The following is a 13,778-nucleotide window of genomic DNA, read 5'->3' as shown; positions in this document are numbered from 1 at the left end:
ATATCATGAAAACAAAACTTTATATACTCATCTTTTCAGTCCTTGCCGGATTGAGCAGTTGTAAAAAATACCTGGACATCAATGAAAATCCGTCCAACCCACAGCTTGTCAAAGCCGAATTGCTTCTAGCTCCAATTATCTATCAGATGGCCAATGGTTATGCCAATGACCAACGGCAGATGAACAAATTCAATCAAACCATCTTGGGCGCGAGTACAGACGAATCCTCCCGGATCTGGGAACGTCATGGTTTCCCGCAGCAAAGTGATGTTGGCGGTGTGATGTGGCGTATGGTCTATTTTGATCATGGACTCAACCTGCAGCTGATGATCAACGATGCAATAGTCAATCAAAAATATGAATACGCCGCGATCGGCTATGCCGTAAAGGCCTGGGGCTATCAGATGCTCACCGATTACCACGGCCCGATTATTCTCGATGAAGCCTTGCGTACACAGCAGTTATCTTTCAAATATAATGACCAGCCCGAAGTATATGCTAAAGTACGTGTATGGTGTGATTCGGCTTTATATTATCTGGATCAAAAAAGCCCTGTCGATTATAGTGCCAACCTGAATTCAAAAAAAGGCGATAATCTATTTCGGGGAAATATGGACCGCTGGCGAAAGTTTGTCTACGGCTTAAAAGCACTTCAGTACATTCACTTGGTCAACAAACCCGATTTTAAAGAAAAATATGCCGATTCCATTGCCTATTTTGTGGACCGTTCATTTGATTCACCGTCCGATGATGCAGGCGTTAAATTTGACGGTGATAAATCGGAAACAGCCAATGTGGTAAGCTCCAGATTTGGTCTTTACACCACATCTTATTATAACAGAGCAGGCAAGCCGATCGTACGCTACCTCACCGGAGGATTGCGCGGTGAACCCATTGAAAACCCGAAAGTATCGACCGATCCACGTCTTTCGCGCATGTTAATGATCAACAATCCGGTTGACAGCATCTACATCGGCGGCGATCCCAATGTATCCAACACAACAGTTCCAAACATCCTTGGAGACGTCAGTAGCGGCGTGGGCAAATTTATCTTTAGGGACGCAGCTGATTTTCCGCTGATGACCTACGCGCAGCTGCAAATGGTCAAGGCCGAAGCACTATTTATCAAAGGCGATGCCGCAAAGGCCTATGAAGCATACATCAAAGGAATTTATGCACACATAAACTTCGTCAATAAGTACATCAATACCACCAACGAAAAAGTCATCACTTCTGTTGAAGCAGATAACTATATCAAGGGAGGAGAAATACCCCTCTCTGCTGCTGATTTGACCTTAGCAGACATCATGGGACAAAAGTATATTGTCCAGTGGGGCTGGGGAGGTCTTGAACAATGGTGTGATTTAAGAAAATATCATTATAATACGGAAATATTCAAGCAGTTTATTCCATTGGCCGGCAGCCAGCTGACTTACAATGATTATTGTTACCGCGTCCGGCCGCGTTATAATTCGGAGTACGTATGGAATGCTTCAGAGCTTGAACGATGGGGCGCCCTAGAGCCGGAGTATGTGATTAAGCCGACCTGGTTTGTCACTTCAACTTATTAACGGATTAAAGAAAAAATTATGAAGAATTTCAAAAAAATAGTATTTCTTGCTTTAGGTGCATTTGCCCTATATTCTTGCGAGAAGTCCATTCAAGACTTTGGAAAAGTAGAGTTTCTCGGCCCCGATGATGTCATTGTGAAGGTAAATATGGCATCTATCTATCCCGATGACCGCTATATGTATGTCAAATTTGATGACCAGCGCGTCACTTCGCTCATCCGGGGACGTGAACCTTTTCCCGGCGGCGGGTACAACACCCGCGGGGACTCCAGACCCGACTTTTTAAAATGGAAGGCCGGCAATGTGAAAGTACAGGTTGCCCTTCCACATAAAACCGATGATGGACGCGACTCCATTATATTGGCCGAATCATCCGTAAACCTTGGTGCCGGCAAGCGCTATACCCTGCATATTACAGATACAGCGCAGCATACGAAAATGATCTTAAATGAAGAGGATCTTTCGCGGCCCGACAGTACACAGGCAAAATACCGATTTACCAATCTGATGCCCAATGTCCCGTCCATTGATCTCTATTATGGCGCTGCAGCAACTGGAAGCGCGGATGCCCTTGCGGTGCAGGATTCACTTGTCGCCAAAGACGTTAAATACCTAGAGACTAGCCCCTATTTCCAACTGAACCGTATTGCGACACGGACATGGAAGATCCGCAAAGCCGGATCACCTGTAACAAATGGTACAGTAATCGCCTCTTATAGCAATGCCGGAGCGATACTTGACCGCAGGTCGTATGTTGTTTATGCCTTAGGCTATGATGGATTTACCAGTACCATCATGAAGCCCTATGTTTCATTTTTCTTAGTTCGATAGATATGGAAAGAAAAACAATTTTTAGTTTTGCCCTGCTATGCATATTCTGTATGGGTATAGCTAATTCGTGCAAACAGAGGGATGATTATCCCTCCTTTGATGATAAGGTCGTAGAAAATCCGATCACAGACACAATCCCCAACGATACACAGATGGAGGCGGTCACCAAAACGATTATGGAACGGACTGACCTGATCAAAACGTTTTTGGTCGATTCATCCGTCAAAGTAACGGATGGACTTACACGCACCCATATTCGTTATCTGAATAAGCTCGATCAACGGGTGAGCTTTCAATTGCTAACAGTAGACCTTTCATCCAAAGCGGTATTCCCTTCAATTATGAGTGCATTTGACGATTATTTATATGTTAGTCAGCCAATTGGCGATATGGCAAAGTATAATGAACCGCGGGCGGGGGGGCAGATTCTATCGGCTATCAATGCCGCTTTAGCTACGACCTACTCTTACATTAAAAATGGTCGGCAGATCAATGTATCGACCAGTAATATAAAAACCAAAGAAAAGACCAGACCTTTCTTTGCCATACGCAAAGATGGCTCGCCTTATATTGGCAATTGTCCCGATACCACCAAGTTTGCTTTTGAGCCTTATGATTTGAATCAATTTAGCGGACTGGTATCCGGGACCAACTGGGTTTGTTACCGGGGTTATAACGTTTTGACTACAGCAGCTATTGTTCAAGCGGTAACAGCCATTGGCCTATCCGCAGACAATAAAACGATGTATGCCTTGGTTGTTGATGGTGGCGACACGAATTTTTCAGTTGGCATCAGTTTAAATGATGTTTCTGTTTTGATGGGTACTTTAGGCAGTCATGATGCATTTGTATTAAACAGTGGCACCACCAGTGTTATGGTCCAGAAGACGATCACCAATGACCAATTCAACCCCGTGGTCTGGAATACAGTATCTAAACCCCTAACGGCAGGCGGATCCGCAAGCATCAGTGGTATTGGATTTGTGAAGCGATAAATCGTTTTTAAAAAATCAGCTACTCTACATACAAGTTGGAGTAGCTGATTAAATCACTATAAATTTCAAAACTACTTATTTACAGTTTCTCAATTTCTTCTGCTATACCCTTCGCCATGCCATCTGCTGAACGTTTAGCCATGCCTTGACCCGTCCTGAAATTATTTTTGAGCATGTACTAGACATAGATGAGCATTTACCTGCGTAAAAAATTCGCTTTAAGCCAAAATTTTACACCTTCTAAACGATTACAACCAGATAAAACATCATCATACACTACATTCGAAGTAAAAAAAGCAAATAAAACACCTACTCGGAACAAATAAATACACATTTGAACAAAAAAACACAGAATATTAGTAGAAAACTCAAAAATAAAAGACATAATAAATTAAAATATCCATAAAAATCCCTTTTAATCTAAAAAATTAGCAAGAAAAACAGATTAAATTTGAAAAAGAAATAAAAAATCCATATATTTACATCACCTTAATAGGTTTATAATTGGTTATTTGAAGGTTTTCATTCTCCCCGACTGAAAACCTTCTTTTTTATTTTATATTTTTCCATCATTAAATGTGCTCTTTGAAATCCTCTACAACGAATCCAGCGAAATCCAATCGAGCTAGAGCAGATGAGCAGAAATATCTCTAACAACTTCATTCTCTCAACTTAAATTCTCAGTATCTACTTATCCTTCTCCTGATGAATAGCCGTTTGGTATGTTTTTTGAGTCAAAAAAGCCAATTACAAACAGATAACTGTCTTGATATAGCTTGTTTCACTTAAACATACGATAAAAAGGTATTTACCGTTTATAATTAAATTTAAAGCGTAGGAATTTCAAACTTCCCAAAAAAAAAATTAAACCAAAACATAATAGATTAACAATGAGCAAGAAAAAAGACAATTCTAGATGGCTGAATGTAGCCATATCCTGGGGAGCGAGTATCGTCATCATCGGGGTACTATTTAAGATTCTCCATATCGGTGGCACCACAGCCAACTATATGATCGGAATCGGTTTAGGTGTAGAAGCCTTCCTTTTCTTTTTAATGGGTTTCAACCCGCCTGCACCAGAACCGGACTGGACCCGTGTTTATCCCGAATTGGATGACAATTTTAATGGCGAGCTTCCACAAAGAGGAAAAACTGTGGTGGCGCAACCGGCAGGACCATCGGCAACTGCAGCTTTAGATAAAATGTTCGCCGATGCCAACATTGAACCGGCAAGCATTGAAAATCTAGGTCGTGGCCTACGTGATTTCAGTGAAAAGGTATCAGCCATCAATAAACTATCTGATGTTTCATTAGCAACAGAGGAATTTACAAATAAACTCAGAACAGCAACTTCCAAATTTGACAACCTGAGTCTCGCTTTTGAAAAAGCTTCACAAAACCTAGTCGCCATGTCGAACACCTCAGGTGATACATCCAACTACCACGAACAGGTAAAAAGTCTAACAACCAACCTAAGTCAATTAAATGCGATGTATGAACGTGAGTTACGAGATTCGGCATCACATTTACAATCGATGAACAAGTTTTATGAGAACCTAAGCTTTACCATGCAGAACTTCAACGAATCGCTGGATGATTCCAAAGCATTCAAAGATGAAGTGGGCAAGCTTGCGAAAAACCTCAATGCCTTGAATGCCATCTATGGCAATATGTTGAGCGCGATGAATCAACCGCGTGTGTAATTAATTCTTGTATCACTTAAATCAAAAACAATGGCATTAGGAAGAGAAACTCCAAGACAAAGGATGATTGGCATCCTCTATCTGGTCTTGCTCGCCTTATTGGCGCTCAATGTACCGGATTCCATCTTGGATGCATTCAAAAATATCAACAACAGTCTCGAAACATCCAAGTCGAATGTCAGCACGGCCGTTCAGCAGCTGTTCACCGCATTCGAAAACACCAAATTAAAGGAAGAGCCCGCACGTGCCAAGCCCATTTATGAGAAGGCTAAAAAAGCACAGGCTATTATTGGGGAACTCAATCAATATATCGCTTCCTTAAAAGAAGAGTTCGTTAAACAAGGTGGTGGCTACGATGAAGAAAAGGGCGATCTTGCTCAACGTGAAAACGAAGACATCTCCCCCAATCTGATGATCAACGAGAAAAAGGGCACCCTCTTAAAAGACAAAATCAATACAACGCGTACCAAACTATTGGCCCTACTGACCCCTGAAGAACAAAAGATGGTTTCCTTCTCTTTGGAGGCGAAAGATCCAGAGAAGGCTGTAAACGGCAAAAAATCCTGGGAGGAAATTAACTTTGGCAGTGGTACACCTTTGACCGCAGCCATGACGATTTTGACCAAAATACAGACCGACGCACAAAACGCAGAGTCTGATGTGGTTAAGCTTATTTTAGGTAAAATGGATCAAGCCGTCGTGAACCTCGATAAATTTGCAGCAGTTGCTGTCGCTCCGACTTCTTACTTGGTTCAAGGTCAACCTTACAAAGCCGAGGTATTTCTGACGGCATCCGACTCCAAATCTGAACCGTCCATTTCGGTCAATGGATCATCGCTTCAGGTGGTGGATGGAAAAGGTGTTTATTCCGTCAATACCAGTCGCGAAGGTATCTATACCTGGACCGGTGTGGTCAAAGTAAAACAAACCGATGGATCGTATAAAGAATATCGTACCCCTGTACAGACTTATCAAGTCGCGCGTCCTTCAGCGGTGGTATCCCCAGACAAAATGAATGTACTGTATATCGGTGTAAACAACCCCATTTCGGTATCAGCTCCGGGTACATCTACCGATAAAATCCGTGTCAGCATGAGTGGCGGTAGTATTTCCAGTGCCGGGGGTGGTAAGTATAATGTGAAAGTAAGTTCTCCGGGCACAGCACATATCTCGGTTTCGGCTGAGGTCGCGCCAGGAAAAACGCAGACCTTGAGTTCGACAGAATTCCGTGTGAAACGCATTCCGGATCCTATTGCCAAGTTTGCAGGCAAAACAGGTGGATCAATGGCTACCGTAGCACTAAAAGCGCAAAATGCTCTTTTTGCAAAACTGGATAACTTTGACTTTGATGCAACTTTCAGAGTCACCAAATTTACGATGATCATTGCCAAGCCGCGTGCGGATGCAATCGTATTGTCCACTTCTGGTGGCCAGCTAAGCTCAAGCATGTCTTCGGCACTTAATGGCATTGTACCGGGCACACGTGTTATCTTCGACAATATCGTTGCTGTAGGTCCTGATGGAACCTCAAGACAGCTCAATGCAGTTGCATTGACGGCCAATTAATATAAGCGACCTACATCTGCTACGTTATAAGCAACTGCTCCTCCATAGAAACTGGCAGTTGCTAAGAAACATAAGCCCTGCTCTTTCTGGAGCAGGGCTTTTTATTCAGATAAAATGCGATATAATTCAAGGTTTAAGTAATACACGTTACGGCTCACCGCACGTTTTTCGAGTATCCCCATCTCGGAGAGCTGATCAAGATATTTACGCGCCGTATTTTCGGCATAGGCCCCTTGATCCGTTAGGTGTTTAACGCGTTGAAACCGGAAAAAATAGGCGAACTACAGTACCTTTGTTTAGTTCGCTCGACAAATGAATCGTCCCACCGATATGTTCCATGAGATGTTTGACCAACGCCAGTCCGATTCCCGTTCCAGCAACCTTGGCCGTATTACTCGCCCGTTCATTCGTAAGAAAAACCTTCTGCAACTCATCTCCGGGAATTCCAATGCCATTATCCTCGATATAATATACTACCCCCTTGTCAGCTTTTTCACTGAAAATATGCAATAAAGCCTCTCCTGATTTTTTTGCATATTTTACGGCATTACCAATGAGATTGATAAAAACCTGATAAACGATTCCACCATCCGTATACAAAGGAAATAAATCTCCTAATATGAATTCCATGTGTTTGTCGGGATATACCAGTTTAATTTCATCAATACAATTGCCTATTTTTTTATCCATTGCCACACACGCAACTTCTTTCTCGGCACGGCGTATCTTGCCAAGCTGCAACGTCTGATTTATAATACTTTCTATATTTTGAATAGATGCCGCAAAGGTTTCAAACCATTTTTTACTTACCTTAACGGAAACACCCACATTTTTACTCAGAAAACTATTCCCAATTTTCAAAACAGACAATGGATTTTTCAGATCATGTGCCAATGTGCTGGCGAGCACGTCCAATTCGCGGCTAAACATAAGCTGCTTTTGCTTTTCTTTCACATTCTTGTAAGCAAGATGCCGGTCCGTTACATCACTTGCAGTATGCATAATAGCATAGGTTTTCCCATCCTCGTCAAGCAATGGTCTATATTCAAAATTAAAATATCGCAGTATTTTCGTGCCATCATGAACAATATAAGCGGGTGTATCCTCAGCCTGATAGACAATTCCTGTTTTCCATACATTTTTTAAAATGGATGAAAAACCTTCTTCCTTAAAATTTGGAAAGCATGCACAAAAACTACGCCCCAGGATGGAGCGATCCACACACCAGATATCCAGCATCCCTTGGCTAACAAAAGCAATATTTAGCTCTTTGCTATCAAAAATTGCGATCGCACTAGGGCACTGCTCCAAAACAGACAACAGAAAATTAGCTGCAATTTTCATATACGCTAATATAATTATTTTATTTTTACAGCTGATAAAATAGTGCCAAAATCCTTGCTCCATTTCTAGGAGCTGTTTTAGTGATTAAAACTAGTCGTTGACATTACTTATCCAGTTATTAGCCACCCCATAATCTGTAGGATTTTCCGTAGATTCAATAGAGAGCGTCCCCCCTTTTCTGAGCTCATCGTGTGTTATCCATAAACGCCCTAAATCCTTACCATTGAGCAGGATTGATTTAATATAACGCTTTTTGTCACTCGCATTCGGCACCTCAATGACCAGCGGATTTGAACCATTACCTAGAATAATCCGTTCAAAAAAAGGTACGCTAACATAGAAAATAGGCTCACCGATCAAGGGTTGTTGCAATCCGATGGCCGAAAGTACCCACCAGCTTGACATCGCGCCGGCATCGTCGTCCATCGTCCGCACAAAAGCCTTGGGCTCATTTTTATAAATCCGATCGATATGTGCTCCGATTCCTCGGCTATTGTCGTTGAAATAATATTGAATGGTGGTATCCAAAGCGATGCGATGTATCCATTCTTGATAACGCCAAGGCGACTTGCTCGCATTATACAAAGTCAGTGATTGCATGTCCGGTTCATTCGCCCTGTTGAAATAATAGCCGTCATAAAATTCATCTAGTTCCCGCAGAAAGTCTTCCTCGCCACCTGCGAGCTGCTTTAATCCAGCGACATCGAAGGGTACATTCCATCGATATTGCCTGATTGTGCCCTGATACATATCACGCGCAGACATACGATCTACATCCCGTTTTGTCAGATCTTTAAAATCTTTATTCCAAATAGTTCGATATGACTTTGCCCGTCCCAGGTAGGTCTTGCGCTCCTGCGGAAAAAGTTTGGCCATTGCCCACATATCATAACATGCTTCAAGGTATTTGTCCGGTTTCTTAAAATCAAAGCGGGCGGTATCACCTACCAAGGAGTCTCTGATACCAGCAAGATCAACCTCATATCCCTTTCTGACCGCATCCAGCAGGATCACTGCGGCATGCTCTGTCCGGACTGAATTGGCAGGTTCATGCGGGCCAGCAAAATCATATTTCCCATAACGATAAAGGTCGGCTATAGACGTGATGATGCCTTGATACATATGGGGATCTAGCAATTCCAGAAGTGGTAATTGTGTTTTGTAATTGTCCCAGATGGCCCAGCCGTGGTAACGTTTCTCTTTTGAACGATGCATTTTTCCGTCTGTTCCCCAAAAATCGCCCTGCGAGTTGCTGATATTATAGGGAGATTGCAAACTGCGATATAGTAAGGAATAAAAAAGATCTACTTTATCCGGATCGCCCTTTACTTTGAGCCCTGAAAGGGAATTTTTCCAGCGATCAGCCGCGCGTTTTTTTGTGGTCTCAAAATCTAGCTTAGCGTATGCTGAGATCGCCATTTTTGCATCATTTTTACTCACAGCCGAAAAAGCGATATTAATATCTGCGACTAAAGCTTCCTCTTTTAGATCCACCCATATCTTATTTCCTTCTTTTCGCCATCCCCTGGCTTTAGGAATCTCCAGCGCATAATAAATAGTATAGACACCAACATGGCAGGTCGTTTTCGCACGCATTTTACCTACAAGGAGATTACCCGCTTGAATAAATTCATTGTCAACAAAAGCTCCATTGAAAGCATGTTCCAAATCAATAAAAAAACCTTTTCTCCCCGCGGGAAAGCTATAGTGTTCCCGGCCAAAATCATTATCAACAGCGACTTCAACTTGAATGCCTTCTGCTGTATTTACCGTATAATAACCCGGACTGGCCTGCTCAATGACTTTATTCAAAGGTTTTGTATCATTTTCTATAAATGGTTTAATCAGGATCAATCCTCCACTGCCCATACAGCCCACCCCCTCCAGGCGATTGTGAGTAAACCCCTTAATTTCTTTGGCCAGATACTCGTATCCTGTATGCGTTGTAGGATTAGTATAAGGTACGATACTCAATTGGTGAAAAGGAGAGGACGCTGCCGGCGAAAGCTGGCCATGGTCACCGGAAGATCCTAAGAAGACATTCACGCGTTCGGTTTGCGCTCCAGCAGCAGCTGAGTAACAGAGGAGCAAAGTAAGCAGCAGCTTTTTCATTTAAAGTCTATTAATTTTTTAATTCTGCTTTCAAGCAGTATAATCCTATTAAACAAATCCCGATTTAATTACTAAAGCACTTTGAAACCAGTTCTTTATGCCGCACTTTTGAGACTAGCTAACGGGATAAATAAACATATGCAAGCAAAAATACGATCTTTCTTATTCTTTTTTAGTGTACTGCTAATGAAATTCCAATTTAATAGTGCAGCTGCACAATCCCTGCAGTTGGACACCTCATCTCAAAAGGAGTACCGCTTCAGCATCAAGAAAGTAGCTGGTACGACTTTACTTACGGCTTCCCTAGGATTTTATTGGATCATCAGCCGAATGAAAGTTTAATTGGATTTACGATGATCATTGCCAAGCCGCGTAATGCTTCCCGATAATTTAAAATTTCCTTGGTAGCTCCCTGTACCTGTGGTTGCTGAGACTCACTGAATGCTTAATATAATTCATCGTCTGTCGTAAAGATATTTTCTATCGCACTCGACGCCTTATCCTCTTGCAAACTGATGGAATTGATTAATATACCCTGGTTCGGTATCACAATGCTTCGCCCCTGTAGACAGCCTATTGTCGCTTTGGCATTTCCCAGTTGCTCATAAATTTATTTTATAAAAACAGTTCGCCTTAAAAACACACGTTTTTTAAGGCGAACTTCAATTTGAGCCTCAAATCTATGAACCTACTTTCTCCGCCGCCACCAGATCCAATACCCTAGCACAGCTAGCAGACGCCCCCTATCGCAAAAAATTCAGCTGACACCACCTTATTTTCTCGCTTCACACGCGAATCCGAAACGCTTGCCGCCTCGCTATTTGCCTGCCGCAGCTGCAAATTCTCTTCCTTTCGCTTTATGGTCGACTGATCTGAGAAAAGTCTTCCGCCCTTAGCCCATATTCCATTATCCGGGTCAAACCAGAATGGACTATCCGTACTAAAATACCAATAAGAAGATAAACTATCCTGCTGTTTCTGATGATAGGCCAGATCCCACTGTTCATATTGACTATAGCGCTGCGTAGAATTTTCTTCCAGCTGCCGCTTTCCCCGGAAAACGCTACAACTTATGACCATTACAATGCTTATAACTAAGAGGCAAAACACTAGGCTGCCAAAGACTGAAATTGTGTATTTGTTCATGACAGCGTCCTCCTCAATTGATCCAGTTTGCGATAGCATAAATAGTAGCAAGTGGACGCCGCCGCGATTCTACCCGGTCATGGCTATTTCCTTCTAACGAGATCAACATTTGGCCATGAACTGCTTTGACTAGCCCTACATGATGGATCCGTTTCAATTGGCTGCTATAGATAGCAAATAGATCAGCCTGCTTGACATATCCCTTATCGATTTGGCTTTGTGGGCGACGACGTGCTTTCGGAAAGAGCGCAGGACTCCATGCACTCCGCGGTATTGAAAGACCAGCCTGCCCATAACACCAGCTGGCAAATGCGGCACACCATTCATAACCTTCATCTAGGCCTACATAGGCCAGGTACTTCGAGATCTCTGGCCCCTTATTATCGCCTCCGGTCTCCCTTACCCCAATTTCATTTGTTGCAATTTCATAGATCTGCTGCCTAAGCAGATCGGTGTTACGTCCTGTCGTATAAGCATTGCTATACGTTTTCTCTAAAACAGCATTTCCAGTAGGAGCAGAAATGCAAAGAACAATAGAAAGAAAACCGAGAAATAAAGAATGGACTGTTGCCATGAGTTCAATTGATTAAAATGGTAATAAATATCCTGTCTATAATATTTGAAGGGTCTCCATAGGTATTCCAGCAACCAGATGCAGCAACATATAAAGACCAGTCCGGCCATTAGTCCAAAATAAAGCAGGGACAGTACCCCCAGATCAAGCGCAGCTGATGCCGGGTCGAAAAATTGTAATATACTCCCAACAAATAGGAAAATAATTACCAGTAATATACTTGCCATACCGAGCAGATACTTGGGCTCAATCGGCAGTTTTTGTGTTAGACCATACCATGGTCCTTTCATTTCTACACTGTTCATAGTGATATAATTTAATGATATAAAATAGTTATACCTTACCTACATATTGACTGCGCGAATAGCGGTTTCGATTCCGGTCGCGCACCAAGATAAAGACATCGAGGCCGACATTTTGCATGTAATCAGGCAGTTGGAGCATTAAGCCCGAGTCCGAGCGCGTTACCAGCGTCTCATTACGGATAGCAACCCCGGCTATCGGATCATAAACCACTAGTAGCAGCTCGTCATCGTGGTTCAAGGATGTAATCTCACCACCGTCAAAACTCAGCCGCAAGGCATTATTTTCCAGTCTAATATTTTCGACGCTTACATCCTGCACGGGGCCATCGGATAGCAGGATAAGAGCCGGATCAACATACAACTGGGGGTACTCACCCCTGATAGCATATTTTACAGCATGCGCCATCGCCAGATTGCGTGCAGACAGATGCTTTGCTTTTTCCCGCTGTACACGCTGCGCAAACCCATCCTTAATAATCGATGCCAATGGAAGCAGATATTGGCTCGCCAGGTAAAACTTCTGCTGCGTTAGCAGCATCCCTATATTCTTATTTTGTTTTCTTTTTTTCATCTGAAACTGTACTAATGATAACGTTCAAATTTCCTTTCCAAAATCTGCCAGGGGCAAATGATCCCCTGGCAATTGATCCAGCTTATGCGAGCATTATTTCACCGAGATAACTGCTTCTACTGATTTTGGTCTTTGTCCGATCGGACATAAAATACCAGATATGCACAGCATCACCCAGCAGATGCTCAGGTACCCCAAATGTGACCTCTCCATCTTGCCTTTTCGCCACGGTCGGCGAAGTCATAAATTCATCTTTCACCGGATGATAACAGATTAAATAAAATAGATCGTCACCCTTTGTTTCGTAGACATCGTTATTAGCCGTCGACCAGACCACTGTTAGGGCATCTGAATCGAATCCCGCTTCTACTGTTCCACCACCACCGTAGATTCCATCGGCAATTCTGATCTTGCTATAATCCAAATTAAGTGCAGGATAAACACCCTGAATAGCCAGTTCCTGATTCAGCTGAAAAGCATAGTTAAGTGGCGTGATACGGTCTGCCTTCTTCTGGCCAAAACCGATTTTTAGAAAATTATTGATTGGCAGCAGAAAGCGCATCAGTGTCTTAAATCTTGCCTGTACGATCAGCTGCGCTTCCGTATAAGGTTTGTTGCTCTTTTTAGCGAGTCCTCTGATGTAGTTGATGCTCTTCCAGCTGGCACCGATCACTGAGCCGGCCTTACCACTAAAGCCCCCGTTTGCTCCGTTTACTATTGTTCCCATTTTTAAAAATTTTAAGGATTAAAAAATAAATCGCCAAGATTTTTATACCGGTATTTTTGCTTGACAGAACAAACATAAGACATTCATAAACAGAAAAATACAGGACAGAACCGATTGTCCGACGCTTGTCCGAAGGTTGCCTACGAATTGTCTGACGACCGCCAATAGCCATCGCCAACGCCGCGGCACAGACCATTGACAGGGCTGCTTATGACCTGCGTCTGAGGTTAACCTATCAGCTACCGACGGAGCCCCTAGTTCCGACCTAGTTTAGTAGGTAAACACGAGGTCTAAACTAGGTGCGGACTAGGGATATCGGCGAACAAAGCCTAT

At 42.8% G+C, this 13,778-nt stretch carries 14 protein-coding genes and 1 pseudogene; 6 read left to right on the top strand and 9 right to left on the bottom strand.

Going from position 1 to position 13,778, the window contains the following annotated elements; all coding sequences use genetic code 11:
• Positions 1-5 precede the first annotated feature (5 nt).
• From B4N43_RS16520 to gldM, 5 genes are all read left to right on the top strand, one after another.
• Positions 6-1,571: a SusD/RagB family nutrient-binding outer membrane lipoprotein gene (locus B4N43_RS16520; protein WP_286735659.1), complete on the top strand. Its 1,566-nt coding sequence runs from the start codon at positions 6-8 to the stop codon at positions 1,569-1,571.
• A gap of 18 nt (positions 1,572-1,589) precedes the next feature.
• On the top strand, positions 1,590-2,402 hold the full coding sequence (locus tag B4N43_RS16515; RefSeq protein ID WP_286735658.1) for a DUF4397 domain-containing protein: 813 nt from the start codon (positions 1,590-1,592) through the stop codon (positions 2,400-2,402).
• A 2-nt stretch (positions 2,403-2,404) separates the two neighbouring features.
• Entirely contained in the window at positions 2,405-3,397 is a 993-nt protein-coding gene (locus B4N43_RS16510; protein ID WP_286735657.1) for a phosphodiester glycosidase family protein, read from the top strand.
• A gap of 890 nt (positions 3,398-4,287) precedes the next feature.
• Positions 4,288-5,100, top strand: a complete 813-nt coding sequence (gene gldL, locus B4N43_RS16505; protein ID WP_046673819.1) for a gliding motility protein GldL — start codon at positions 4,288-4,290, stop codon at positions 5,098-5,100.
• A 30-nt stretch (positions 5,101-5,130) separates the two neighbouring features.
• Entirely contained in the window at positions 5,131-6,666 is a 1,536-nt protein-coding gene (gene gldM / locus B4N43_RS16500; protein ID WP_286735656.1) for a gliding motility protein GldM, read from the top strand.
• Positions 6,667-6,767: 101 nt separating this feature from the next.
• On the opposite strand, the pseudogene B4N43_RS25445 reads toward gldM, so the two are convergent.
• The 3 genes and pseudogenes from B4N43_RS25445 to B4N43_RS16490 all read right to left on the bottom strand — a co-directional run.
• Positions 6,768-6,869: pseudogene (locus tag B4N43_RS25445) on the bottom strand (hypothetical protein); the annotation flags it as partial.
• Positions 6,870-6,915: 46 nt separating this feature from the next.
• Positions 6,916-8,010, bottom strand: coding sequence for a PAS domain-containing sensor histidine kinase (locus B4N43_RS16495; RefSeq protein ID WP_286735655.1), 1,095 nt, complete (start codon positions 8,008-8,010; stop codon positions 6,916-6,918).
• Between the two features lie 90 nt (positions 8,011-8,100).
• Positions 8,101-10,122, bottom strand: coding sequence for a glycoside hydrolase domain-containing protein (locus B4N43_RS16490; protein ID WP_286735654.1), 2,022 nt, complete (start codon positions 10,120-10,122; stop codon positions 8,101-8,103).
• Positions 10,123-10,308: 186 nt separating this feature from the next.
• On the opposite strand from B4N43_RS16490, the gene B4N43_RS16485 reads away from it, so the two are divergent.
• Positions 10,309-10,464 (top strand): hypothetical protein, encoded by a 156-nt coding sequence (locus B4N43_RS16485; protein WP_286735653.1) that lies wholly within the window; start codon positions 10,309-10,311, stop codon positions 10,462-10,464.
• A 103-nt stretch (positions 10,465-10,567) separates the two neighbouring features.
• Here B4N43_RS16485 and B4N43_RS16480 read toward each other — a convergent pair whose 3' ends face one another.
• From B4N43_RS16480 to B4N43_RS16455, 6 genes are all read right to left on the bottom strand, one after another.
• Positions 10,568-10,720 (bottom strand): Fic/DOC family N-terminal domain-containing protein, encoded by a 153-nt coding sequence (locus B4N43_RS16480; RefSeq protein WP_259655421.1) that lies wholly within the window; start codon positions 10,718-10,720, stop codon positions 10,568-10,570.
• Between the two features lie 131 nt (positions 10,721-10,851).
• Positions 10,852-11,202 carry a hypothetical protein gene (locus B4N43_RS16475; protein WP_286735652.1) on the bottom strand — a complete coding sequence of 117 codons (351 nt, stop codon included), beginning with the start codon at positions 11,200-11,202 and terminating at the stop codon, positions 10,852-10,854.
• A 79-nt stretch (positions 11,203-11,281) separates the two neighbouring features.
• Positions 11,282-11,842, bottom strand: coding sequence for a CHAP domain-containing protein (locus tag B4N43_RS16470; protein WP_286735651.1), 561 nt, complete (start codon positions 11,840-11,842; stop codon positions 11,282-11,284).
• The gene (locus B4N43_RS16465) at positions 11,761-12,147 is read right to left on the bottom strand and encodes a hypothetical protein (protein ID WP_286735650.1); all 387 of its coding nucleotides are present in this window, start codon (positions 12,145-12,147) and stop codon (positions 11,761-11,763) included. Before B4N43_RS16465 ends, B4N43_RS16470 begins: the two co-directional genes overlap by 82 nt.
• A gap of 28 nt (positions 12,148-12,175) precedes the next feature.
• Positions 12,176-12,718 carry a DUF6266 family protein gene (locus tag B4N43_RS16460; protein WP_286735649.1) on the bottom strand — a complete coding sequence of 181 codons (543 nt, stop codon included), beginning with the start codon at positions 12,716-12,718 and terminating at the stop codon, positions 12,176-12,178.
• An 82-nt stretch (positions 12,719-12,800) separates the two neighbouring features.
• The gene (locus B4N43_RS16455) at positions 12,801-13,445 is read right to left on the bottom strand and encodes a DUF6266 family protein (protein ID WP_286735648.1); all 645 of its coding nucleotides are present in this window, start codon (positions 13,443-13,445) and stop codon (positions 12,801-12,803) included.
• Between the last annotated feature and the right edge of the window lie 333 nt (positions 13,446-13,778).

Origin of the sequence: Sphingobacterium sp. UBA1897 (genome assembly GCF_002337775.1) — a bacterium.
Lineage (GTDB): Bacteria > Bacteroidota > Bacteroidia > Sphingobacteriales > Sphingobacteriaceae > Sphingobacterium > Sphingobacterium siyangense.
This window is presented reverse-complemented; position numbering and strand designations above follow the sequence as displayed.